Origin of the sequence: Actinomadura opuntiae, assembly GCF_030283205.1 — a bacterium.
Classification (GTDB): Bacteria; Actinomycetota; Actinomycetes; order Streptosporangiales; family Streptosporangiaceae; genus Spirillospora.
Map to the genome: position 1 here is coordinate 161074 of NZ_JASNWF010000009.1, position 21851 is coordinate 182924.

The 21851-nt window shown below is 71.4% G+C and carries 22 protein-coding genes, 1 tRNA gene and 1 pseudogene; 11 read left to right on the forward strand and 13 right to left on the reverse strand.

Annotation, left to right across the window (positions count from 1 at the left end):
- Position 1: 1 nt before the first annotated feature.
- The gene (locus QP089_RS20950; protein ID WP_285913411.1) at positions 2 to 1420 is read right to left on the reverse strand and encodes a cytochrome ubiquinol oxidase subunit I; all 1419 of its coding nucleotides are present in this window, start codon (positions 1418 to 1420) and stop codon (positions 2 to 4) included.
- A gap of 145 nt (positions 1421 to 1565) precedes the next feature.
- Between QP089_RS20950 and QP089_RS20955 the strand changes: the two genes are divergently transcribed.
- Positions 1566 to 1829, forward strand: a complete 264-nt coding sequence (locus QP089_RS20955) for a hypothetical protein (protein WP_285913412.1) — start codon at positions 1566 to 1568, stop codon at positions 1827 to 1829.
- A 28-nt stretch (positions 1830 to 1857) separates the two neighbouring features.
- Here the strand turns inward: QP089_RS20955 and QP089_RS20960 are convergent, their stop codons facing one another.
- Positions 1858 to 2844, reverse strand: a complete 987-nt coding sequence (locus QP089_RS20960) for a helix-turn-helix domain-containing protein (RefSeq protein WP_285913413.1) — start codon at positions 2842 to 2844, stop codon at positions 1858 to 1860.
- 91 nt (positions 2845 to 2935) lie between these two features.
- Here QP089_RS20960 and QP089_RS20965 point away from each other — a divergent pair, with 91 nt between their 5' ends.
- Positions 2936 to 3397, forward strand: a complete 462-nt coding sequence (locus QP089_RS20965; RefSeq protein ID WP_285913414.1) for a rhodanese-like domain-containing protein — start codon at positions 2936 to 2938, stop codon at positions 3395 to 3397.
- A 221-nt stretch (positions 3398 to 3618) separates the two neighbouring features.
- The gene (locus QP089_RS20970) at positions 3619 to 5178 is read left to right on the forward strand and encodes a DEAD/DEAH box helicase (protein ID WP_285913655.1); all 1560 of its coding nucleotides are present in this window, start codon (positions 3619 to 3621) and stop codon (positions 5176 to 5178) included.
- A gap of 93 nt (positions 5179 to 5271) precedes the next feature.
- On the opposite strand, the gene QP089_RS20975 is transcribed toward QP089_RS20970, so the two are convergent.
- Positions 5272 to 6048, reverse strand: a complete 777-nt coding sequence (locus QP089_RS20975; protein ID WP_285913415.1) for an acyltransferase — start codon at positions 6046 to 6048, stop codon at positions 5272 to 5274.
- Between the two features lie 155 nt (positions 6049 to 6203).
- Complete coding sequence (locus QP089_RS20980; protein WP_285913416.1) at positions 6204 to 6674, reverse strand: hypothetical protein; 471 nt, start codon at positions 6672 to 6674, stop codon at positions 6204 to 6206.
- 169 nt (positions 6675 to 6843) lie between these two features.
- On the opposite strand from QP089_RS20980, the gene QP089_RS20985 reads away from it, so the two are divergent.
- Positions 6844 to 7371, forward strand: a complete 528-nt coding sequence (locus QP089_RS20985) for a peptidylprolyl isomerase (protein ID WP_285913417.1) — start codon at positions 6844 to 6846, stop codon at positions 7369 to 7371.
- A gap of 61 nt (positions 7372 to 7432) precedes the next feature.
- The gene (locus QP089_RS20990; RefSeq protein WP_285913418.1) at positions 7433 to 8317 is read left to right on the forward strand and encodes a rhomboid family intramembrane serine protease; all 885 of its coding nucleotides are present in this window, start codon (positions 7433 to 7435) and stop codon (positions 8315 to 8317) included.
- A gap of 228 nt (positions 8318 to 8545) precedes the next feature.
- Here QP089_RS20990 and QP089_RS20995 read toward each other — a convergent pair whose 3' ends face one another.
- Positions 8546 to 8803, reverse strand: a complete 258-nt coding sequence (locus QP089_RS20995) for a cell division protein CrgA (RefSeq protein WP_151593939.1) — start codon at positions 8801 to 8803, stop codon at positions 8546 to 8548.
- A 112-nt stretch (positions 8804 to 8915) separates the two neighbouring features.
- Here QP089_RS20995 and QP089_RS21000 point away from each other — a divergent pair, with 112 nt between their 5' ends.
- The 4 genes from QP089_RS21000 to QP089_RS21015 are packed head-to-tail and all read left to right on the forward strand — an operon-like array spanning position 8916 to position 11164.
- Entirely contained in the window at positions 8916 to 9668 is a 753-nt protein-coding gene (locus QP089_RS21000) for a DUF881 domain-containing protein (RefSeq protein WP_285913419.1), read from the forward strand.
- A 28-nt stretch (positions 9669 to 9696) separates the two neighbouring features.
- Complete coding sequence (locus QP089_RS21005) at positions 9697 to 10341, forward strand: class E sortase (protein ID WP_285913420.1); 645 nt, start codon at positions 9697 to 9699, stop codon at positions 10339 to 10341.
- An 8-nt stretch (positions 10342 to 10349) separates the two neighbouring features.
- The gene (locus QP089_RS21010) at positions 10350 to 10541 is read left to right on the forward strand and encodes a hypothetical protein (RefSeq protein WP_285913421.1); all 192 of its coding nucleotides are present in this window, start codon (positions 10350 to 10352) and stop codon (positions 10539 to 10541) included.
- Complete coding sequence (locus tag QP089_RS21015; protein ID WP_285913422.1) at positions 10541 to 11164, forward strand: anthranilate synthase component II; 624 nt, start codon at positions 10541 to 10543, stop codon at positions 11162 to 11164. The genes QP089_RS21010 and QP089_RS21015 overlap by 1 nt, the downstream gene beginning before the upstream one ends.
- A 215-nt stretch (positions 11165 to 11379) precedes the next feature.
- Here QP089_RS21015 and pknB read toward each other — a convergent pair whose 3' ends face one another.
- Genes pknB through QP089_RS21050 form a run of 7 tightly spaced genes read right to left on the reverse strand, consistent with a single transcriptional unit; the run spans position 11380 to position 20575 of the window.
- Positions 11380 to 13197 (reverse strand): Stk1 family PASTA domain-containing Ser/Thr kinase, encoded by a 1818-nt coding sequence (gene pknB / locus QP089_RS21020; protein WP_285913423.1) that lies wholly within the window; start codon positions 13195 to 13197, stop codon positions 11380 to 11382.
- 22 nt (positions 13198 to 13219) lie between these two features.
- A complete protein-coding gene (locus QP089_RS21025) occupies positions 13220 to 14653 on the reverse strand; it encodes a serine/threonine-protein kinase (RefSeq protein WP_285913424.1) in 1434 nt (477 codons plus the stop codon).
- Positions 14650 to 16137 carry a peptidoglycan D,D-transpeptidase FtsI family protein gene (locus QP089_RS21030; protein ID WP_285913425.1) on the reverse strand — a complete coding sequence of 496 codons (1488 nt, stop codon included), beginning with the start codon at positions 16135 to 16137 and terminating at the stop codon, positions 14650 to 14652. Before QP089_RS21030 ends, QP089_RS21025 begins: the two co-directional genes overlap by 4 nt.
- A 10-nt stretch (positions 16138 to 16147) precedes the next feature.
- Positions 16148 to 17734: an FtsW/RodA/SpoVE family cell cycle protein gene (locus tag QP089_RS21035; protein WP_285913426.1), complete on the reverse strand. Its 1587-nt coding sequence runs from the start codon at positions 17732 to 17734 to the stop codon at positions 16148 to 16150.
- Entirely contained in the window at positions 17731 to 19308 is a 1578-nt protein-coding gene (locus tag QP089_RS21040) for a PP2C family protein-serine/threonine phosphatase (RefSeq protein WP_285913427.1), read from the reverse strand. Before QP089_RS21040 ends, QP089_RS21035 begins: the two co-directional genes overlap by 4 nt.
- Positions 19305 to 19808, reverse strand: a complete 504-nt coding sequence (locus QP089_RS21045) for an FHA domain-containing protein FhaB/FipA (protein ID WP_285913428.1) — start codon at positions 19806 to 19808, stop codon at positions 19305 to 19307. The genes QP089_RS21040 and QP089_RS21045 overlap by 4 nt, the downstream gene beginning before the upstream one ends.
- 11 nt (positions 19809 to 19819) lie before the next feature.
- Positions 19820 to 20575 carry an FHA domain-containing protein gene (locus tag QP089_RS21050; RefSeq protein ID WP_285913656.1) on the reverse strand — a complete coding sequence of 252 codons (756 nt, stop codon included), beginning with the start codon at positions 20573 to 20575 and terminating at the stop codon, positions 19820 to 19822.
- Between the two features lie 127 nt (positions 20576 to 20702).
- Between QP089_RS21050 and QP089_RS21055 the strand changes: the two genes are divergently transcribed.
- Positions 20703 to 20785: transfer RNA gene (locus QP089_RS21055), tRNA-Leu, on the forward strand.
- A gap of 322 nt (positions 20786 to 21107) precedes the next feature.
- Here the strand turns inward: QP089_RS21055 and QP089_RS21060 are convergent.
- Positions 21108 to 21308: pseudogene (locus QP089_RS21060) on the reverse strand (NUDIX domain-containing protein); the annotation flags it as partial.
- A gap of 127 nt (positions 21309 to 21435) precedes the next feature.
- On the opposite strand from QP089_RS21060, the gene QP089_RS21065 reads away from it, so the two are divergent.
- Positions 21436 to 21825 carry a pentapeptide repeat-containing protein gene (locus tag QP089_RS21065; protein ID WP_285913657.1) on the forward strand — a complete coding sequence of 130 codons (390 nt, stop codon included), beginning with the start codon at positions 21436 to 21438 and terminating at the stop codon, positions 21823 to 21825.
- Positions 21826 to 21851: the final 26 nt, after the last annotated feature.

The following is a 21851-nucleotide window of genomic DNA, read 5'->3' on the forward strand; positions in this document are numbered from 1 at the left end:
CTCAGTAGGCGAACGCGAGCGAGCGCTCGGCGTCGTCGTCGGAGTCGTCGCCGGACGGCGGCGGGGGCAGCACCTCTTCTTCCGTGGGCGGCCCGGCCTTGGCGTACCGGAGCATCAGCCCCACCTCGATGACCAGCAGGACGCCGTACAGCGCGGTCAGCGAGGCGACGGAGATGAGCATCGACGTCGGCGACACGCCCGGCGAGACGCTCGCGGACGTCTTCATCACACCGAACACCGACCAGGGCTGCCGTCCGTTCTCGGTGAAGATCCATCCGGCGGAGTTGCCGATGAACGGCAGCGTCAGCGACAGCACACCGATCCGGTACACCCAGGGGCTGGACGGGAGCCGTCCGCGCCGCAGCAGCCACAGCCCGGCGAGCGAGACGAGCGCGGTGAGCATCCCGACCCCGACCATGATCCGGAAGTTCCAGTAGGCGACGGGGACGACCGGCCGGTAGTTGCCGGGCCCGTACCGGGCCTCCTCGGCGGCCTGGACGTCGTTGATCCCCTTGACCTCGCCGTCGAAGCTGCCGGTGGCGAGGAACGACAGCACGCGCGGGACCTTGATCCCGAAGACCTCCTTGTGGCCGTCGGGCGTGCCGACGGTGAGGACGGAGAACGACGCGGGCTGCTCGGTCTCGTAGAGCGCCTCGGCGGCGGCCATCTTCATCGGCTGCTGCTCGGTCATGACCTTGCCCTGGACGTCCCCGGTGATCGCGACGCCGATCGACGCGACCGCGGTGACGGCGAGCGCGACCTTCAGCGACGGGCGGAACACCTCGATGTTCTTGCGGCGGGCGAGGTGCCAGGCGCTGACGCCCGCCATGAACAGGCCGCCGGTGACGAACGCCGCGGTGATGGTGTGCGGGAACGAGACGAGCTGGGTGGAGTTGGTGAGGACGGCCCAGAAGTCGGTGAGGCGGGCCCGTCCGGTCGCGTGGTCGATGCGGTAGCCGACGGGATGCTGCATCCACGAGTTCGCGGCGAGGATGAAGTACGCCGACAGCAGGGTGCCGATGTGGACGAGCCAGATGCACGCGTTGTGCAGCTTGGCGTTGAGCTTGTCCCAGCCGAAGATCCACAGGCCGAGGAAGGTCGACTCGACGAAGAACGCCAGGAGCCCCTCGATCGCGAGCGGGGCGCCGAAGATGTCGCCGACGAAGCGGGAGTAGTCGCTCCAGTTCATCCCGAACTGGAACTCCTGCACGATGCCGGTGACGATCCCCATCGCGAAGTTGATCAGGAAGAGCTTGCCCCAGAACTTCGCCGCCCGCAGGTACTGCGTCCTCCCCGTCCGGAGCCAGGCCGTCTCCAGGCCCGCGACCAGCGCGGACAGCCCGATCGTGAGTGGGACGAACAGGAAGTGGTAGACGGTGGTGATCCCGAACTGCCACCGTGCGATGTCGACCGAGTCCATGGGCGCGCGCCTCTCTGGCTCATCTACTACAAGCTGTAGTACTACGTCCTGTCGGTAATACTACGGCGCGTAGTACTACTTGTCGTCGTAAGCTCGCTCACAGACACCCGGCGGCGGCGCGCGGCGGGCGCCTAGACTCGCGCGCATGGAGCTGAGGGACGCCACGCGCATGATCCTTTCCGAGTCGGCGGCGCATCCGGAGCTGCTCCGGGTCACCCGGCGGGTGCACGACGACCTGGCCGGCGGACGGCCGGTGCGGTACGCGGAGCTGAGCTGGATGCTCAAGGAGGCCGCCCGCAAGAACGTCTACCCGGCGCTGCGCTCGCGCTACGGGGTCGCCGCGTTCGACGAGATGGTGCTCGTCATCGGCCGCGAGATCGACCGGCAGGCGCCCGTCCCCGCACGCTGAGCCCCTCGGACGGGGGTCAGGAGGCGGATCAGGAGGCGGGGCGGAAGGTGCGGCGGTAGGCGGACGGCGAGGTCCGCATCGCCCGCCCGAAGTGGTGCCGGAAGGTCACCGGGCTCTCGAAGCCGACCGCGGCCGCGATCCGCTCGATCGGCGCGGCGCCCTCCTCGAGCAGCGGCAGCGCGGCCATGATCCGCTGGGTGACGACCCAGCGCAGCGGGCTGGTCCCGGTCTGCCGGTTGAAGTGCCGGATGAAGGTGCGCGGGGCGAGGTGGGCCTCGCGGGCCATCCGCGCGACGGTGATCGGCTCGGCGAGGTGATCGAGCGCCCAGCGCATGCTCCGCGCGATCGCCTCGTCGGCGCCGTCCTCGGCGGGCGCGGTGACGGCGGCCTCGACGAACTGCGCCTGCCCGCCCTCGCGGTGCGGCGGGACGACCAGGCGGCGCGCGACCGCGTTGGCGACGCGGGCGCCGTGGTCCTTGCGGACGAGATGCAGGCACATGTCCAGCCCGGCGGCGCTGCCGGCGCCGGTGAGGACGTCGTCGCCGTCCACGTACAGGACGTCCGGCGTCACGCGGACGGCCGGGTAGCGGCGCTGGAGCAGGTCCGCGTACCGCCAGTGCGTCGTGGCCTCGCGCCCGTCCAGGAGGCCGGCGGCGGCCAGCGTGAACGCGCCCGAGCAGATCGACACGACGCGGGCGCCGCGCGCGTGCGCCTTCTGCAGCGCCGCGACGACCTCGGGCGGCGGGTCGCCGTGGACGTCCGGGACCGCGACCACCATGACCGTGTCGGCGGACGCGAAAGCGTCGAGGTCGTGCTCGGCGGCCATCGTGAACCCGCCGACGGCGCGCATCGGGCCGCGTTCCAGCGAGCAGACCCGCAGGTCGTACCAGGGGACGTCGAGTTCGGGCCGGGGCAGGCCGAACACCTCGACGACGGAGCCGAGCTCGAACGGCGCCATGCCGTCGAACGCCAGCACCGAGACGGTGTGCCGGCGGGCGGGGGCGGTGACGCGCATGGCGAGATCTTAGCGATAGACGACATTCATGCCACTCCCGGACATGCATGCCGTCATCAGAGGATGAAGGCATCCGAGTTAGGGAGCCGCTATGAGCGCCGTCACCGCCGTACCCGCCGCCAGCGCCGACGAGGCGCGCCGGCACTTCGCCGCCCGCCTCGCCTTCGAGACCGACGTCTCGGACGTGGCCGCCGATCTGGCCGCCGCCGCGCCCGGCATCGTGGTCGTCGACACCCGCAGCACCGAGAGCTGGGCGCAGGGGCACGTGGACGGAGCCGTCCACCTGCCGACCGCGGACATCGCCGAGCGCGCCGGAGCGTTGGTTCCCGAAGGCGCGACCGTGGTCGTCTACTGCTGGGGACCGGGCTGCAACGGCGCGCAGAAGGCCGCACTGGAGTTCGCGAAGCTCGGCCGTCCCGTCAAGGAGATGATCGGCGGATTCGAGTACTGGGCGCGCGAGGGGCTGCCCGTCGCGACGGGCGCGGGCACCGTCGTCCGGCGCGCCCCCGACGCCCTCACGGCGCCCGTCACGGGCTTTTCCTGCGCATGCTGAGAAAGAAGGGACGCATGTTCCGCCCGGGAGGGGGCATAAGCAGCCACCCGGCCGACGTTAGACTCTAGGAATCATTCTTCGGCGCCCCGATGGCGCCAGGCTCGTCCTTGTAGCCCACCGATCGCTGAGCCGATCACACCGTGGTGCCTCCCGAGACGTGCCCCCCTCTCGGAAGGTAATGCGTGACCACAGCTGCCGCTGAACAGAACCCGACCGCCGACATGCCGGCCACCGCGGACACCGCGACCGCCGGCGACGAGCGGGTTCCCACCTTCGCCGAGCTCGGCCTCCCGGCCGCGCTGGTGTCCGCCCTGGCCCGGTCGGGCATCGACGCACCGTTCCCGATCCAGGTCGCCGCGATCCCCGACGTCATGGAGGGACGCGACGTGCTGGGCCGGGGCAAGACCGGCTCCGGCAAGACCCTCGCCTTCGGCCTGCCGCTGCTCGCCCGCCTGTCGGGCCGCCGCGCAGCGCCGAAGCGCCCGCTCGCGCTCATCCTCGTCCCGACCCGCGAGCTGGCCCAGCAGGTGCAGACCAACCTGGAGCCGCTCGGCCGCGGCCTCGGGCTGAAGTTCAAGACCGTCATCGGCCAGATGTCGATGTTCAAGCAGATCGACGCGCTGCGCCGCGGCGTCGAGGTGCTCGTCGCCACCCCCGGCCGGCTCAAGGACCTGATGCGGCAGGGCGCCTGCGACCTGTCCGACATCGAGATCGCGGTGCTGGACGAGGCCGACCACATGGCCGACATGGGCTTCCTGCCCGACGTCACCGACATCCTCGACGCGGCCAAGCCCGGCGGGCAGCGGCTGCTGTTCTCCGCGACCCTCGACAAGGACGTGGACGTCCTGGTCAAGCGGTACCTGAACGACCCGGTGACGCACGCGATCGGCCCGGTGGACGAGTCCGTCGACACGATGGAGCACCACCTGCTGCTGGTGGCGCCCAAGGACAAGGGCGCCATCACCGCCGAGATCGCCAACCGGGAGGGCCGGACGATCCTGTTCGCCCGCACCAAGCACGGCGTCGACCGGCTCGCCAAGCAGCTCACCCAGGTGGGCGTCCGCGCGGCCGGCCTGCACGGCGGCAAGAGCCAGGGGCTGCGCACCCGCACGCTCGCCGAGTTCCGCGAGGGCACCATCAGCGTGCTCGTCGCCACGGACGTCGCCGCGCGCGGCATCCACGTGGACGACGTCAGCCTCGTCATGCACGTCGACCCGCCGGCCGACAGCAAGGACTACATGCACCGCGCGGGACGCACCGCCCGCGCCGGCGAGCGCGGCACCGTCGTCACGCTCGTGCTGCCGCACCAGGTGCGCTCGACGTCGGCGATGACCCGCCGCGCCGGCATCAACGCGCCGCGCGTCCGGGTGAGCAGCGGCGACGCCGAGCTGATGAAGCTGACCGGGGCCCGGATCCCGTCCGGCATCCCGATCGAGGAGCCGCTCATCCCGGAGCGGCCGCGCCGCGAGGGCGGTCGGGGCGGCCGTCCGGGCGGCGGGCGCCGCGGCGGCCGCGGCTTCAACGGCGGCGGCGGGCGCGGCGGGCGCTCCTTCGACCGGCAGGACGGCGGCCAGCGCTCCGAGGGCCGCAGTGAGGGCTCGTACGAGGGGCGCCGCGAAGGCGGCGGCTACGGCGAGTACCGCGGCTCCTACTCGGGCGGGGAGCGCCGCGGCGGCCCCCGGTCGGGTGGCGGCTCGCACGGCAACCGCCGCTCCTTCGGCGGCGGAGGCGGCGGGCAGCGCCGCGACGGCGGAGACCGCCGCGCCGCCCGCTACAACTGACGCACCGCACTAACAGAGGCCCCGTCCAGCCGGACGGGGCCTCTGCCTATGCGGTCGCCTGCGCGGAACGGCGGCTCTTGTTCAGCTCTCGGGTCAGCCGGCTTCCTCGCGGAGCTTGTCCTGGAGCAGCTGGAGGCCCTCCAGGCCGTCGACGGACAGCGCGGCGAGCTCGTCGAGGGACATCAGCGGGCTGTTGCGCAGCGGCGGCTGCCAGCCGTTCTCCTCGTCGTAGCTGCGCAGCACCTTGGCGGGGACGCCGCCGATGACCGAATGGTCGGGGAACTCGCCGCGGACGACGGCGCCGCCGGCGACGGCGACGTTGCGGCCCAGCCGGGTCCCCGGCAGGATGATCGCGCCGGTGCCGATCCAGCAGCCGTCGCCGATGACCACCGGGTTGTTCTCCGGCCATTGCCGGCCGATCGGCATCGCCGGATCGCCGTAGGTGTGGTTCTGGTCGGTGATGTAGACGTTCGGCCCGGTGAAGACGTCGTCGCCGATCTCGATGGACTGGTGGCCGACGATGTGCGTGCCGCGGCCCAGCGAGCAGCTCGACCCGATCCTCACGATGACGTCCGGGCCGAGGTCCAGGCCGGGGACGAAGCCCGCCGAGATCGTCACGTGCGTGCCGACGAGGGTGTGGTCGCCGATCGAGATCCACGGCTCGCCGTAGATGGCGCCGACGGGGAAGCCGATGCACGCGCCCTCACCGAGGTAGGCGAAGCGGCGCCGGCCCGGGGTGTGCGGGGTGATCTCGCCGTGCCGCTGGATCCACTGCCAGGCGGCGTGCACCGCCGTGTGCAGGCCGCGGCGGGCCCGGTCCTTCGCCAGCGCGGTCAGCTGCCGGCCCGGTGAGCGCGGTTTGGGCGACATGGCGTTCACCGTACCGGTTGGTAGTAACCGGTGTGACGGGAGCACCCGCCTGATGAGGGCCCGCCTGATGAGGGCCCGGCCGGGGCGCGGCCCGCAGGACGCGGGGCCCGGGCCGACGGTGCGGCCCGGGCCCCGCGCGCGGACGGCGCGGACGGTCAGTGCGGCGAGTGCACCTGCCCGTCGACGTCGGAACCGGAGACCGTCATGGAGTCGGCCGACACGGCCTCCCCCTGCTCTCCGGAGCCCTTGGCCATGTCGCGCACGGCGTCGCGCTTGGTCAGCACGACACCGGCCATACCGGCGGCGGCGACGACGCCCATCATGGCCATGATGGCGCCGCGCCTCGGCTTGCTCGCGGCCGGCGGTTCCACCCGCTGGGCCACGTCGCCGAGGAACGAGCTCACCCGCGGGGCGAGCCCGTTCTCCACGTACTGGGCGGCCATCCGCAGCCGCGGGGCGCTCCAGCCGCGCGCGACCATCAGCTGCTCCTGGGCGGCCGGCATGATCCGCTCCGCCATGACGGAGGCGCCCTCCTGGCACCGTTCCGCACCCTGGCGGGCCGCTTCCTGGACGCGGCCGAGCCGCGTGAGCATCTCGTCCTGCGGCTTCCGGCGGATACTAATCATTAGGGACACGCTAACCTCCCTGTTTGCGAGGTCCTGTCAGGCACTCTTCCCGGTTGCCGGGAGGTAAACCCGATGGGCGCGGCCGATGGGTCACGCAGCGTGACGAATCGGGGCCCGGCCGGGCCCGCGGCGAACGTGCACACATCCACTTCACGAGGAGGCGGCCAGCGTGGCCAACGAGACCTTCGCGACGCTCGACACGTCGCTCGGCAAGATCGTGATCCAGCTGTACCCGGACCAGGCGCCCGAGACGGTGGCGAACTTCACCGAGCTGGCCGAGGGCCGGCGCACCTGGACCGACCCGCGCACCGGGCAGAAGTCCGAGGCGCCGCTGTACAACGGGACGATCTTCCACCGCGTCATCCCCGGCTTCATGATCCAGGGCGGGGACCCGCTGGGCACCGGCACCGGCGGCCCCGGCTACCAGTTCAAGGACGAGTTCCACCCGGACCTGAAGTTCAACAAGCCGTACCTGCTGGCGATGGCGAACGCCGGGCCCGGCACCAACGGCTCGCAGTTCTTCATCACCACCGACAACATCGGCCAGGTGCAGCACCTGACCGGCCGGCACACGATCTTCGGCAAGGTCGTCGAGGGCACCGACGTCGTCGACCGGATCAGCACGGTCCCGACGGCCCGGGGGGACCGTCCGAGCGAGGACGTCGTCATCCGGTCGGTGACGATCGAGCGGCGTTAGTCGTTTCCCAGGGTGAGCAGCCGCGCCTGCTGACACCCCGCGACGGCCCGACGGAGACCGGATGAGCACAGAACAAAGTCCCGCGCCCGAGACCTCGGTGCCGACCTGCTACCGGCATCCGGGGCGGGAGACCTACGTCCGCTGCACGCGGTGCGACCGCTACATCTGCCCCGAGTGCATGCGGGACGCGGCCGTCGGGCACCAGTGCGTCGAATGCGTCGCCGAGGGCAACCGCGGCGCGCGCGCCGCCGCCCCGCGGCCGGTGCTGGGCGCGCGCGGACCGGTGGCGGCGATGCCGGTCGTCACCTACACGCTGATCGGCCTGTGCGTCCTGATGTACATCGTCGAGCTGGCGTCGCCGCGGGTCGTCCTCGACCTGGAGATGCTGGGGCTCGGCGTCACCCGCGGGGGCGACCTCGTCGGCGTCGCCGAGGGCGAGTGGTACCGGCTGGTCAGCACGATGTTCCTGCACGACCGCGACGGCTCGCTCGGCTTCACCCACATCCTGTTCAACATGTGGGCGCTGTACGCGGTGGGGCCGGCGCTGGAGCACGTGCTCGGCCGCGGGCGCTACCTGGCGCTGTACCTGCTGTCGGGGCTGGGCGGCTCGGTGCTGCTGTACCTGGTCGAGCCGTACGGCGCGGCGGTGGGCGCGTCCGGCGCCATCTTCGGGCTGTTCGGGGCGTACTTCGTGGTCGGCCGCCGGCTGGGCGCGCCCACCGGGCCGATCCTGTTCCTGCTGGTGATCAACCTGGCGATCACCTTCTCGGTGAAGGGGATCTCCTGGGAGGGGCACATCGGCGGGCTGGTCGTCGGCGCGCTGATCGCGCTGGCGTACGCGTACGCGCCGGCGGCGCAGCGGCGGCTGCTCCACATCGGCGTGCCGGTGGTCGTGCTGGTGGCGCTCGCGACCCTGGTGACGGTCAAGACGCTGGCGCTCACCTAGCCGGGACGCCGGCGCTCATCGAGCGGCGCCGGACAGGCTCAGGGCGCGCGGAGGCCGCCCGTGCCCCAGGCGGGTGCGGGCGGCTTCGCCGTGTCCGGCGCGGTCCCCCGAAGACCGCTCGGTACCCGCGCCTGTGGAAAACCTGGGGAAAGGCGGGGCCAGAGATCCCCAGCCTGTGGATAACTTGCGTGGATTGACCCGCGCGAAAAGCGGGTATTCCGAACTGATTCAGCGCCAGCGGGTCGACAGCACCACGCCCAGGATGATCGCCACGAAGCCGATCCCCAGGTTCCAGTTGTGCAGGTCGGACATGAACGGCACGTCGGTGCCGGTGCTGGCCGTCACGTAGAAGACCGCGATCCAGGCCAGCCCGATCAACCACAGCGCCACCATCGTCGGGACCAGCCAGCGCGGGCTGACCTCCGGCGCCTTCGACTTCTGCGGGGGCGTGTAAACGGCCTTCTTGCGCACTTTGGACTTGGCCACGGTGGGATCGTTCTCCTCGGGCGTCCGGCGGCCGGAGCGCCGGTCCGCGCATGGGTGGTTTGTCGGTTAGCGTAGTCGCTGGTGAGCACCGTCTGATGAACAGCACTGTTTGATGAGGGTACGGCGTTCGGCGTGGGGAAGCATCATCCCAGTTCTCACGCTCGCCGCGGGAACCCTGTTCGCGGCGAGCGCGAGCACGGCCCGCGGCACGAGCCTGCGCGACCAGGGCCGCACCCGGGTCACCGACCTGATCGGCGACGAGCAGCGCGGCAGCCGCCGCGAGCGCGCCGAGTACCGGAGGCTGCGCCGCGAGGTCGACGGCCTGTCCCGCGCCGCCGGGCGCACCGACGCCCGCGTGACGCGGGCCCAGGGCGAGGCCGACGGGCTCGCCCCCGCGGCCGGCTTCACCCCCTACACCGGGCCCGCCGTCCGCGTCGCGCTGGACGACGCGCCGCAGCCGTCCGGCGACCTGCCGTCCGGCGTCCGCCCCGACGACCTCGTCGTGCACCAGAGCGACGTCCAGGCCGTGGTGAACGCGCTGTGGGCCGGCGGCGCCCGCGCGATGCAGATCATGGACCAGCGGGTGATCGCGACCAGCGCCGTCCGGTGCGTCGGCAACACCCTCGTCCTGCAGGGCGTCGTGTACTCCCCGCCGTTCCGGATCACCGCCGCCGGCGACCCCGCCCGGCTGCGCGCCGCGCTCGCCGCGTCCCGCGACGTCGCGATCTACCTCAAGTACGTCCGCGCCTACGGGCTCGGCTACTCCGTCCGGACGATCGGCCGCGCGACCCTGCCCGCCTACACGGCCAACGTCACCATGAAGCACGCTACGGTGCCGTCGGAGGCGCCGTCCGGGACGCCCTGAGGCTCGGGAGGGGGGACGCGCGGTGCGGATGGTCATCCGTGGCATGGGGGAGCTGTGCATCACCGCGGGGATCATCGTGATGCTGTTCGTCACCTACGAGCTCTGGGGGACCGGCCAGTACACCAGCGCGCAGCAGGACGAGCTGGGCCGGCAGATGATGAGGTCCTGGCAGGCGCCGTCGCGGGTGACCACCGAGCGGGTGAGCCTCGGCAAGGGCCTGGCGATGATCCGCGTCCCGAAGTTCGGCAGGGGGTACCACTTCGTGATCATCGAGGGCGTCACCATCCCCGACCTGCGCAAGGGGCCCGGCCACTACCCCGGCACCGCGCTGCCCGGCCAGGTCGGCAACTTCGTCGTCTCCGGCCACCGCACGACCTACTCCGCGCCCTTCAACAAGCTGGGCGAGCTCGACCGCGGCGACGAGATCCTCATCGACACCCGCGACCACCAGTACGTCTACAAGGTGACCGACCGCAGGATCGTGAAGCCGACCGAGGTGGACGTGACCGCGCCGGTCCCGTTCCATCCCGGGCGCCGGCCCACCGGGCGGATGATCACCCTCACCACCTGCCACCCCAAGTACTCGGCCGCCAAGCGGATGATCATCTTCGGTGCGCTGGCGTCGGCCGTGCCGCGCGTCCGGTCGTCCGCGCCGTCCGCAGCCGGAAAGTAGGAGGCACCGTGTACGCGTGGCTGTGGCGCCACCTCCCCGGGACCTGGCCCGCCAAGGCTGGCATCGCCGTCGCGATCGTCGCCGTCCTCGCCGCCGTCCTGTGGTGGGGCGTGTTCCCCTGGTTGGAGCCCAAGGTCCAACTCGACCACGGCGTCGTCGACGGCACCCCGTCGCCCACCTCCACCGCGAGACCCGGCTGATGCGCGTCCTCGTCGTGGACAACCGCGACAGCTTCGTCTTCACGATCGTCCAGTACCTGCGGGAGCTCGGCGCCGAGTGCACCGTCCTGGACCGCGCCGACGCCACCCTCGACGACGCCGCGGCCGCCGACGGCGTGCTCCTCAGCCCCGGCCCCGGCCACCCCGCCGGCACGGGGATCTGCCTCGACCTCGTCCGGGCCGCCGGGCGGGCGGGCGTGCCGCTGCTCGGCGTCTGCCTCGGCCACCAGGTGATCGCCCACGTGCACGGCGCCGTGGTGGCGCGCGCACCGGAGATCGTGCACGGCTCGACCAGCCCCATCGGGCACGACGGCGCCGGCGTGTTCGCCGGCCTGCCCGACCCGTTCCCCGCCACCCGCTACCACTCGCTCGCCGTCGACCCCGCCACCGTGCCCCGCGGCGTCCTGGACGTCACCGCCCGCACCCCCGACGGCGTCGTGATGGGGCTGCGGCACCGCGTCCACCCGGTGGAGGGGATCCAGTTCCACCCCGAGTCGATCCTGTCCACCGGCGGCCACCGGCTGCTCCGGAACTGGCTCGCCGCCTGCGAAGCCGCCGCTGACCTGCGCGTTCGCCGCGCGGTGGGGCGTTCGCCGGATTCGTGAGAAAAATTCGGTTGAAATCCGTAACGTCCGGGACGCCCCAGCCGAAGACCTATCGAGGGCTTCCGCCATTGCCCCCGAGTGGCGGAGGCCCTCTCCTATGCCCGGACCCGGATCGCCCACGCGAACCGGCCCGCCGACGCCGACCAGCCCGCCCATACCAAAGGGCCCGCCCCTCCGACGGAGGAACGGGCCCCTGCTTCTGCCGCGGTCGCCGGTCAGCCGCCGCCGGGGTTCGGGAACCCGGTCGGCCACTGCGGGTTCGGCGAGGACCCGGTCGGGTTCGGCGTCGGCGACGGCTTCTGCGCCACGAAGATCGTCACCGTCTCGCCGGGCGCCACCGTCGCGTCCTGGCCGGGCGTCTGGTCGTAGACCAGGCCGGTCGCGACCTGCTTGTCCGGCGGCGGGGTGCCCTCCTGCACCTTGCACTCCAGGCCGAGGGCCTTCAGCTTGGCGCAGGCGGCCCGCTTGCTGTTGTTGAACAGCGCCGGCACCTTCACGCTGCTCGGGCCGTTCGACACGACCAGCTTCACGGTCGCGCCCTTCTTGACCTTCTCGCCCGGCTGCGGGTCGGAGCTGATCACGCTGAGCCGCGGGACGCTGTCGCTGGTCTGCAGCGTGTGCTCGACCTCGAAGCCCTTCTCCTTGAGCAGGCTCTTGGCCACCGAGTACGGCTTGCCGGTCACGTCCGGGACCTCGACCTGCGGCGGCGGCTTGTCGCCCTTGGAGACCACCAGCGCCACCGACGAGCCCTTGGCCAGCTCCTTGCCGGGCGCCGGGTCGGTGCTGATGACGTAGCCGTCCTTGACGTCGCTGTTGTACTGCTCGGTCACCGTGCCGACCTTCAGGCCGGCCTTGGTGAGCTGCGCGGTGGCGTCGTTCCTGGACACGTTCACGATGCCGGTCGGGACCGCGACCTTGTCCTCGCCGCCGCCCCCGCTCATCATCAGGCCGACGAGCGCGGCGCCGCCGATGAACACGACGGCGAGCGCGATCCACAGCGCGGCCTTCTTGCCCGCGCCGCCGCGGCGCTCGCCGTCCTCGTCGTACTGGACGGGCGGCAGGTTGTAGCCGTCGTCCATCGGCCGCTGCACCTGCGTGTGCTGCGGCGGGCCGCCCGGGTAGCCGCCCATCATCTGGGTGCCCTGCGGCTGCGCGCCCATCAGCATCGTGGACGCGGCCGTCGAGGCGACCGGCTGGCCCTGCAGGACGCGCTGGATCTCCTGCCGGAACTCCGTCGCGTTCTGGTAGCGGTGGTCGGGGTCCTTCGCCATCGCCTTCAGGACGATCGCGTCGGCCCACTGCGGGATGTTCGGATCGACCTGCGACGGCGGGACCGGCTCCTCCCGGACGTGCTGGTAGGCGATCGCGACCGGGGAGTCGCCGGTGAACGGCGGCTGGCCGGTGAGCAGCTCGTACAGCACGCAGCCGGTGGAGTAGATGTCGCTGCGGGCGTCCACCCGCTTGGCCTGCGCCTGCTCGGGCGACAGGTACTGCGCGGTGCCGATCACCTGCGCGGTCTGCGTCATCGTGGCGGCCGAGTCGGCCATGGCCCGGGCGATGCCGAAGTCCATGACCTTGACCTCGTGCTGCCGGGTGAGCATCACGTTGGCGGGCTTGATGTCGCGGTGCACGATCCCGCCGCGGTGGCTGTAGTCCAGCGCGCGCAGGATCCCGTCGGTGATCTCCAGGGCCTTCTCCGGGAGCAGCGCGCGGTTCTCCCGCAGCAGGTCGCGCAGCGTGCTCCCGTCGACGTACTCCATCACGATGTAGGGGATCGGGGTGTCGCCGATCATGTCCTCGCCGGTGTCGTACACCGCGATGACCGAGGGGTGGTTCAGCGACGCGGCCGACTGGGCCTCGCGCCGGAACCGGGCCTGGAACGTGGGGTCGCGCGCCAGGTCCGAGCGCAGGGTCTTGACCGCGACCACGCGATCCAGACGCAGGTCACGGGCACGGTAGACCTCGGCCATGCCGCCACGCCCGATCACCGTGTCGAGCTCGTAGCGGCCGCCGAGCAGCCGAGGTTGACTCATATGTGCACTTTCCCTCGTACGTCTACACCTTGTGGTCCGAACTTAGCTCCCCGCTCCCCGTGGGCGAGGGATCCGGGCTCGGAGTTGACGGAGTCGTGGTGGTCGCCGTCGGTGTCGGCTCAGGGGCGGTGGGAGTCGCCCGGGACGGTTTCGTGGTCGGCTTGTGTGTAGGGGACGCGCGGTGGTTCCGTGGCGTTGACGGACGGATCCTATGCGTCCGGTGCGGGCCGGTGACGGCCGGTCCGGGGGTCGGCGTCCGGCGCGCGGACGGGTTCGCGGGACGGGTGGCCGGGACGTCGACGCTGTCGCCGCCGACCGGGCTCGTGACCGGGGCCTGCGGCGCGTCGTCGCGCCGGTCATGGGCCGAACCGGACGCGCCCCGCCACAGCGAGCCGGCGACGACGGCTCCCACCACCAGCAGCACGGCGGCGACCGAGGTGAACGCCAGTGCCGTGCGCCGTTGCCCGGTCACTGTCCCGCTCGTGAGGTTATCCGCCGCACCGGATGCGTCAAATCCCGGCAAATCGGGTGATCTCCGAGCGGCGCCCTCAGCGGCGGGTGCCGTCCGCAGCGGCGCCGCCAGCGGGTCGACCACCGTCGGGCGCTCCGCCCTCCTGCCGTCGCGCGCCCGGCGGCCCGTGCTCAGCGACCGGCGGATCGCCAGCGCCTGGTCGGCGACCGCCGTCGCCCCGGCCGGACGGTCCGCCGGATGCTTCGCCAGCATCCGCATGACCAGCGCCCGCGCCGGCTCCGGCACCCGCGTCGGCAGCTCCGGCGGCGCGTCCCGGACGTGCTTGAGCGCCACCTCCACCGGCGTCTGCCCGTCGAACGGCGGCTGCCCCGTCAGGCACTCGTAGGCCACCACGCCCAGCGAGTACAGGTCCGCGGCCGTGGTGATCTCGCCCGCCGACGCCTGCTCCGGCGAGATGTAGTGCGCCGTCCCCATGACCATCCCGGTCTGGGTCTGCGACGCCGCCGCCAGCCGCCGCGCGATCCCGAAGTCGGTGATCTTCAGGGTGCCGTCCGGCGACACCATCAGGTTCGCCGGCTTGACGTCGCGGTGCACGATCCCCGCCTCGTGCGCCACCGCCAGCGCCCGGCCCGCCTGCACCAGCAGGTCCAGGACCGCCTCCACCGGCAGCCCGCCGTCGCGCGCGAGGATCTCGTCCAGCGGCTCGCCCGGCACCAGCTCCATCACCAGGAACGTCCGGCCGTGCTGCTCGCCGAAGTCGAACACCTGCGCGATCCCGCCGTGCGCCAGGCCCGCCGCGAACCGCGCCTCCGACTCGAACCGGCCGCGCGCCGACACGTCCGCGCCGAGCTCCAGCCGCAGCAGCTTCACCGCCACCGGACGGCCGAGCGACTCGTCGCGGGCCCGCCAGACCTCGCCCATCCCCCCGGTGGCCAGCCGCTCCAGCAGCCGGTACCGGTCGTTCAGGACGAGGCCCGCGCTCACTTCTTCAGCACCTGGCGCATGATCGCCGCCGCGATCGGGCCGGCGCCGGACGCGCCGAAGCCGTCGCCCTCGGTCATCACCGCGAACCCGTACCGCGGGTTGTCGGCCGGGGCGAACCCGACGAACCAGCGCGCGTTCGGGATGCCGGGGCCCTGCTCCGCCGTACCGGTCTTGCCGGCGACGTTCATGCCCTGCAGGTTCTTCGCGGTGCCGGCCTGCACGACCGCGCGCATCATGTCCTCGAACTGGGACGCCTGGTCGCCCGACAGCGGCTGGCTGAACTCCTTCGGCGAGGCGCTGTACAGCTCGCTCTGGTCCTTCGCCCGCACGGTGCTCACGAGGTAGGGGTTCATCAGCTTGCCGCCGTTCACGATCGCCGAGGCGACCATCGCCATCTGCAGCGGCGTGGCCCGCACGTTCTCCTGCCCGATGCCGGACCGCGCCGTCGCGTCCCGGCCGGTGTGCTGCTTCTTGCCGTCGGCGTCGGTGTAGTCCACCGGCACGTCGCTCTCGGCCGCGGGCATCATCGGCTCGATCTTGACCGACTTGCCGAACCCGTACTCCGCGGCGCCCTTGTTGAGCCGCTCGATGCCGAGCTGCAGCGCCAGCCGCGCGAACGAGGTGTTGCAGGACTCGGCGAACGCGCCCTTCATCGGCGCCCGGCCGCCGCAGGACCCGCTGTCGCTGTCGTTCGGCAGGTTCGTCCCCGACTCGGGCAGCGTCAGCGGCGAGGTGTCCAGCGTCGTCTGGTCGTTCATGCCGAGCTGGTTCATCGCGGCCGTCGCCGTCACCGTCTTGAACGTCGACCCGGGCGGGAACGTCTGGCTCAGCGCGTTGTCGTTCAGCGGCCGGATCACGCCGCTGCCCTTCTCCAGCTGCTCCAGCCGCTTGGTCCCCTTGTCGCCGGCCTGCGGCGCCACCTCGTTCGGGTCGTAGGACGGCCACGACGCCGCCACCTGCACCGCGCCCGTCTTGGCGTCGATCACCACGGCGCCGCCGCGACGGCCCGGCGCCGTCTTGTCCTTCAGCTGCTCGTACGCCGTCCGCTGCGCCTGCGGGTTGATCGTCAGCTCCAGGTTCGCGCCCTCGGGCTTCTTGCCGATGAACGTGTCGAACCAGTGCTGGTTGGCGATCCGCTTGTCCTTGCCGCCGAGCAGCGCGTTGTAGGCCCGCTCGACCTGCGTGGCGTTGCCGTTCCCGCCGAAGTACCCGGTGATCGGCGCGAAGACCGGGCCGTCCTTGTAGCTGCGGCCGTACTTCGGGGTGTCCTTGTGCGTCTCGATGGAGGTCACCAGCACCTCGCCGCCCGCGGAGATCTGCCCGCGCGGCGAGTTGAACAGGTCCTGGTACTGCCGCGCGTTGTGCGGGTCGGTGCGCAGGCTCTCCGCCTGGCTGCCCTGGACGTAGTTCACCTGCGCCATCAGCCCGAAGAACAGCAACATCCCGAAGACGGCCACCCACCGGATCGGCTTGTCCATGTTCATGCGGGAGAGATCACCTCGTGCTCACGATCTGGGTCATGCCCTCGTCCTGGATGGCCTGCGGGGCGGGCTTGCGCGCGTCGTGGCTCATCCGCACCAGGATGGCGATCAGGATCCAGTTCGCCATCAGCGACGAACCGCCCTGCGACAGGAACGGCGTGGTCAGACCGGTCAGCGGGATCAGCTTGGTGACCCCGCCGACGATCACGAAGACCTGCAGTCCCAGCACGAACGAGACGCCGCCCGCGAACAGCTTCAGGTACGGGTCCCGCGCGGCGACCGCCGTCTTCATGCCGCGCTGCACGATCAGGGCGTAGATCAGCAGCAGCGCCATCAGCCCGGTCAGCCCGAGCTCCTCGCCCATCGAGTCGAAGATGAAGTCGCTGAACGACAGCGGCGTCCGCCACGGCTCGCCCTGCCCGAGGCCCTTGCCGAGCACCCCGCCCTCACCGAGCGAGAACAGCCCCATCATCAGCTGGCGGCTGTCGGAGTAGTCGCCGCCGAGCTTCGCGCAGGCGTTGAAGCCCGGGTAGCTGCTGCCGGCGGCCTGCTCCTTCTTGTAGATCGTCGTGTCCGGGTTCACCGGGACGACCTTGCCGCTGTCCAGCAGGCAGCCGCCGTCGAAGTACGGCTTCGGGTTCTGCCAGATGTCGATGCGCTGGTTCACGTGCGCCATGAACGGCAGCTGCGTCGCCACGAACACGCCGACCGCCAACAGCCCGACGCCGATCGCCACCCACGACACCCGCTGCGTCGCGATGTACAGCATCGACACGAACAGGCCGAAGAACAGCAGCGCCGTGCCGAGGTCCTTCTGCAGGAACAGCACGCCCAGGCAGAAGAACCAGATCACGACGATCGGGCCCAGGTCGCGGGCGCGCGGCAGGCTGAACGGGCCGATCTTCTTGCCGATCAGCGCCATCGCCTGCCGCTTGTTCACCAGGTAGCCGGCGAAGAACATCACCAGCAGCAGCTTCACGAACTCGCCCGGCTGCACCGACAGCGGCCCGATGTGGATCCACACCCGGGCGCCGTTGATCTCCGCGCCGATGCCCGGCACGATCGGCAGCAGCAGCAGGATGATCGAGGTGAGCCCGATCAGGTAGGTGTAGCGCTGCGCGGTCTTCGGCGTGAACGACAGCGGCGCGTCCGGCTTCGCCGTCTCCCGCATGACCATGACCGCGGCGACGAACAGCGCGATGCCGACGAACGTCCAGATCAGCTGCTGGGTCGCGTTCGCCTCGTCCGGGATCAGCTTCTTGCCGGCCAGCTGCGCCACCTTGTGGCCCTCGCTGGTGTCGAGGTCGAGCCGGTAGATCATCGCGATGCCGAGCCCGTTCAGCGCCACCGCCAGCGGCAGCAGCAGCGGGTCGGCGTACGGCAGGAACTTCGCCTGCACGAAATAGGCGGCGAGCGCCAGCACCAGCAGCGCGCCGCCGTAGGTGAACAGCCCCGCCGGCAGGTACCCGTCACGGGCCAGCCCGACCTCCGCGAACGCCGACAGCGTCAGCACCATCGCGAACACCAGCAGCGCGAACGACGCCGCGTTCCGCCGCTGGTACGGCAGGACGGCCCTGATCTGCTCCCCGAGCGAGTTCATCTATGGCTTCCCCCGTCGGACGGGCAGTCGTCGATGGACGGGTTGCTCGCCTTGCACTCGTCGCGGTGGGCGCCCAGCTCCTTGAGCTTCGCCTCCGCGGCCTGCCGGCCGATGAACGCCAGACCCCCCTTCGTCACCGCGGTCGCGTCCGACGTCGGCAACTCGTTCAGCGGGATGTCGCTGTTGGCGACCTTCTGCGGGCTGCAGTTGCGCTGGCCCTGCCCCTTGACGATGACGACCTTCCCCGACTCCTGCGTGAGGACGTACTTGCACACCCGGTTCTTCAGGTCGTCCAGTGCGGACGGCCCGCTCACCGTGTAGGTGCCCTTCACCTGCGCCTGCAGGTCCTGCGGGAGGTCCGAGAGGAGGATCGGAGGGTTCGGCTGCCGGTCGGCCTTGCGGGACAGGCTGATCAGCGGGACCTTCTGCGTCGTCCCGCGGTACAGCACGACCCTGCCGTTCTCCGCGCCGATGTAGTAGCCGTTCCGGACGTTCTGGATCAGCACGAAACCGCCCGCCACGACGGCGACCACGACGACGCCCGCGACCACGATCAGCCACGTCCACCTGCGCGCCCCGCCGCCGCGCCGCGGCGTCGGCATCGGCTCCGGCGCGGCCTGCGGCATCGCGCCAGGCGGGCCCGCCATCGGCTCGTTCATCGCCATCGGCGGCGGCATCTCGTCCACCGCCACCGGCGGCTGCGGCATCGTGTCCCGCAGCTGCGCGGCCCGCCCCGCCGGGGTGTCGGCCACCGTGATGTTCGGGCCCGTGCCGCCGCCCGGCGACTCCGGCGGCGCGGCGTTCGCCGCCGCGCCCACCGCGTGGCCGGGACCGCCCGTCGGCGGGTGCCGCTCCAGGTCCACCACGTCCGCGACCACGCAGGTGATGTTGTCCGGGCCGCCGCCCCGGTTCGCCAGGTCGATCAGCTGCCGGACGGCCTGCTCCGGCTCGGCCACGTCCGTCAGCACCTGGAAGATCGTCTCGGCCGTCACGACGCCGGACAGGCCGTCCGAGCACAGCAGGTAGCGGTCGCCGACCATCGCCTCGCGCAGCGACAGGTCCGGGTCGACCTCGCCGCGGCCGTCGAGCGCGCGCAGCAGCAGCGACCGCTGCGGGTGCGTCGCCGCCTCGTCCGGGCTGATCCGGCCCTCGTCCACCAGCGACTGCACCAGCGTGTGGTCGTGGGTGATCTGGAACAGGCTCCCGTCCCGCAGCAGGTACGCCCGGGAGTCGCCGATGTGGACCAGCGCGACCTGGTTGCCCGCCCACAGCATCGCCGTCAGCGTCGTCCCCATGCCCTGCAGGGCGGGGTCGGACTCCACGATGCGGTGCAGGTTGTCGTTGGCCGTCTTCACCGTGTGCTCGAGCGCGGCCAGCAGCTCGTTCGCCGGCAGGTCCTTGTCCAGCCCGCGCAGCGCGTCGATCGCGGCGGCGCTGGCGATCTCGCCGCCGACGTGCCCGCCCATCCCGTCGGCCACCGCGAGCAGGTGCGCCCCCGCGTACGCCGAGTCCTCGTTGCCCTCGCGCAGCATGCCGACGTCGGAGCGCGCGGCGTAGCGGATTCCCAGAGTCATTTGCGCAGCTCGATCACGGTCTTGCCGATACGGATCGGTACGCCGGGCGGAACCGGCATCGGCCGGCTGACCTTCGTGCGTCCGAGATATGTGCCATTGGTCGAGCCGAGATCTTCCACGATCCACTGACCGTCCTGCGCATAAAGTCGGGCATGCCGGGTCGAAGCGTAGTCGTCGGTCACCACGAGCGTGGCGTCATTGGCCCGTCCGATGGTGATGGGCACCCCCGTGAGATCGATGACGGTGCCCGCCCGCTCGCCCTGGACGACGACGAGCTTGCTGGGGGCGCCGCCGGAGGCGGCGCGGCGCGGCGGCGCGGGCGGCGCCGCCTGCGGCCGGCCGGCCTTCTGCGGGCGGGGCTGCGCCACGCGCGCGGCGGCCTTCGTCGCCGCCTTCGAACCGAACAGGTCGGCCCTGATCACACCGACGGCCGCGATGACGAAGAGCCAGAGCACCGCGAGGAACGCCAGCTTGATCAGCGTGAGGGTGAATGGGGACATCGGAGTCGGGGTTACTCCCTATCGCGGCGGAACACAAGGGTAGTGCGGCCCATCGTCACCCGGGAGCCGTCCACCAGCGTCACCCGCCGGATGGGCTGCCCGTTGACGAACGAGCCGTTGGTCGACCCTAGATCCACGAGCACGATTTCGGGACCTTCTACGCGGATCTCGGCATGGTGCCGGGACACGCCCGGATCCACGAGACGCAGGTCGCAGTCGGTGCCGCGGCCCAGGAGGGTGACCGGAGTGTTGATCTCGTACGTGCGCTGCGTGGTGTCGGAGCCCTCCACCGCCGTCGTCACCAGGAGCCGCGGATTGCCGGCGAACGCGCCCCCACGCCCGGCCTGCGGCACGTCGCTCACCGGCTGGCGGATCTCCCCGCCCTCGACGGTGGACCCCCGGATCACGCCGGACCGGATGCGGAACATGCCCGTGGCGAGATCCCCCGCGTTCTCGAACCGGACGCGCACGGGGCCCACAAAGGAGTACCCCTGCTCCTTCGCGTACTCCCGCGCCAGGTTCGCCAGCTCCTGGCTCAGGCTGTCGGCGTACACCTGGAGCCGCTGTCCGTCCTGCTGAGAGATCTCGACGACGAAGTCGTTCGGGACCAGCGTGCGGCCCTGCGCCACGATCGCGGCCCGATCGTCCATCTCGCGCTGCACAGCACTGGCCACCTCGACCGGCTGCAGCTCCGACTTGAAGGCACGGGCGAAGGCCCCTTCGACCATGCCCTCGAGCCGTCGCTCGAAGCGCTGAATGACGCCCACGGGCACCTCCTCTCCCCACTGGTAGACGATCGTATCGGTGCCGAGGTTCGCGAGAAGTATCCGAGTACCTAACCACTGCTTCGACCGTGCTAGCCTTTTCAAGCGCCCGGAGACGGGACGACACCCTGGGCGGGTGGCGGAACGGCAGACGCGCACGGTTCAGGTCCGTGTGTCCGAAAGGATGTGAGGGTTCAAATCCCTCCTCGCCCACTCTGGGGTGGTGACGCAAGTCGTAGCCCCACAGTGACGGAACAGACCCTGGAGCAGCAAGCTCCGGGGTCTTCGCCGTTCCAGAGGCCAGTCTTGTGTGACCCCAGGGACCGACGGGGCGGAGCACTCGGAAGAGTGACCCGGTGGTGTTGCGGCGCCGCGAGCGCCGGGAACTCAGGCTGCGGGCGGGGTGCCGTGCCCGGTAGGTCGGCCGGGTGCAGTGCGTGCAGGTGATCGACGAGCGTGTGCCGCGGACGGGTTGCCGTGGGTAGTGGAGTTGGGCTGCGTCGCGGTGCCCGGCCGCACTCATGGGGATGTCGAGCCCTGCCTCTTCTCGCAGTTCTCGCCGGATCGTCTCTTCGAGGGTGCGGTCGTCGGGTTCACGGTTGCCGCCGAGCAGGGACCACGCGCCGGGCTCGGCGATGCCGGGAATGTTGTCGCGCAGGTGGAGCAGATACTCGCCGCGGCCGTTGTAGATCAGCGCCGAGGCCCTTGACGGCCCTGACGCGCACGAAGTCGTCACTGCTGCATCATCGTCTCGTGGTTCCGGTCACCAGCACCTGGACGTCCATCCGGCGCGCCGGCGGGCGCCTCCCGGGGGGGGGGGGGGGGGGGGGGGTAGCGCATCCCAGCCGCCCACACCGGGCTCGATATCGACGTGTGGGGGTCCAGCGACGCGCCATCTTCTCCCGCGTGGCCTTTCCAGTGGTGCCTGGTTCGGCGATACGACCTTCTCTGGGGGTGCCATGCTCGACGCGGCGACCTTTTCCGGGGACGCCTGGTTCGACGGGGCGAGGTTCGAGGCCGGAGCCGAACTGGAGTCGGCCACGGTGACAGATGCCGCCGCCGGGTGGCGGATCGAGCCGTCCGGAGGGACCGCGGGCCGCTTCGTCCGACCCTCCGCTCCGATCAACGGTCCTGAGCACCTGCCGCCGCAGATAGGCCGGGCCCTGGTAGCAATCGCCGAAGATCTAGCGGATCTGGGTCTGAACGGTGCGGATCGAGCTCGCCTCGACGTCTGCTTGACGGTCTTTCGATGAGTTCCCGCAGGCCGGCGGCAACATTG

What these genes read in the sequence shown, in the direction of transcription:
- QP089_RS20950 (WP_285913411.1), bottom strand. Translation starts at nt 1,420, where the DNA reads ATGGACTCGGTCGACATCGCACGGTGGCAGTTCGGGATCACCACCGTC.
- QP089_RS20955 (WP_285913412.1), top strand. Translation starts at nt 1,566, where the DNA reads ATGGAGCTGAGGGACGCCACGCGCATGATCCTTTCCGAGTCGGCGGCG.
- QP089_RS20960 (WP_285913413.1), bottom strand. Translation starts at nt 2,844, where the DNA reads ATGCGCGTCACCGCCCCCGCCCGCCGGCACACCGTCTCGGTGCTGGCG.
- QP089_RS20965 (WP_285913414.1), top strand. Translation starts at nt 2,936, where the DNA reads ATGAGCGCCGTCACCGCCGTACCCGCCGCCAGCGCCGACGAGGCGCGC.
- QP089_RS20970 (WP_285913655.1), top strand. Translation starts at nt 3,619, where the DNA reads ATGCCGGCCACCGCGGACACCGCGACCGCCGGCGACGAGCGGGTTCCC.
- QP089_RS20975 (WP_285913415.1), bottom strand. Translation starts at nt 6,048, where the DNA reads ATGTCGCCCAAACCGCGCTCACCGGGCCGGCAGCTGACCGCGCTGGCG.
- QP089_RS20980 (WP_285913416.1), bottom strand. Translation starts at nt 6,674, where the DNA reads ATGATTAGTATCCGCCGGAAGCCGCAGGACGAGATGCTCACGCGGCTC.
- QP089_RS20990 (WP_285913418.1), top strand. Translation starts at nt 7,433, where the DNA reads ATGAGCACAGAACAAAGTCCCGCGCCCGAGACCTCGGTGCCGACCTGC.
- QP089_RS21000 (WP_285913419.1), top strand. Translation starts at nt 8,916, where the DNA reads ATGAGGGTACGGCGTTCGGCGTGGGGAAGCATCATCCCAGTTCTCACG.
- QP089_RS21005 (WP_285913420.1), top strand. Translation starts at nt 9,697, where the DNA reads ATGGTCATCCGTGGCATGGGGGAGCTGTGCATCACCGCGGGGATCATC.
- QP089_RS21015 (WP_285913422.1), top strand. Translation starts at nt 10,541, where the DNA reads ATGCGCGTCCTCGTCGTGGACAACCGCGACAGCTTCGTCTTCACGATC.
- pknB (WP_285913423.1), bottom strand. Translation starts at nt 13,197, where the DNA reads ATGAGTCAACCTCGGCTGCTCGGCGGCCGCTACGAGCTCGACACGGTG.
- QP089_RS21030 (WP_285913425.1), bottom strand. Translation starts at nt 16,137, where the DNA reads ATGAACATGGACAAGCCGATCCGGTGGGTGGCCGTCTTCGGGATGTTG.
- QP089_RS21035 (WP_285913426.1), bottom strand. Translation starts at nt 17,734, where the DNA reads ATGAACTCGCTCGGGGAGCAGATCAGGGCCGTCCTGCCGTACCAGCGG.
- QP089_RS21040 (WP_285913427.1), bottom strand. Translation starts at nt 19,308, where the DNA reads ATGACTCTGGGAATCCGCTACGCCGCGCGCTCCGACGTCGGCATGCTG.
- QP089_RS21045 (WP_285913428.1), bottom strand. Translation starts at nt 19,808, where the DNA reads ATGTCCCCATTCACCCTCACGCTGATCAAGCTGGCGTTCCTCGCGGTG.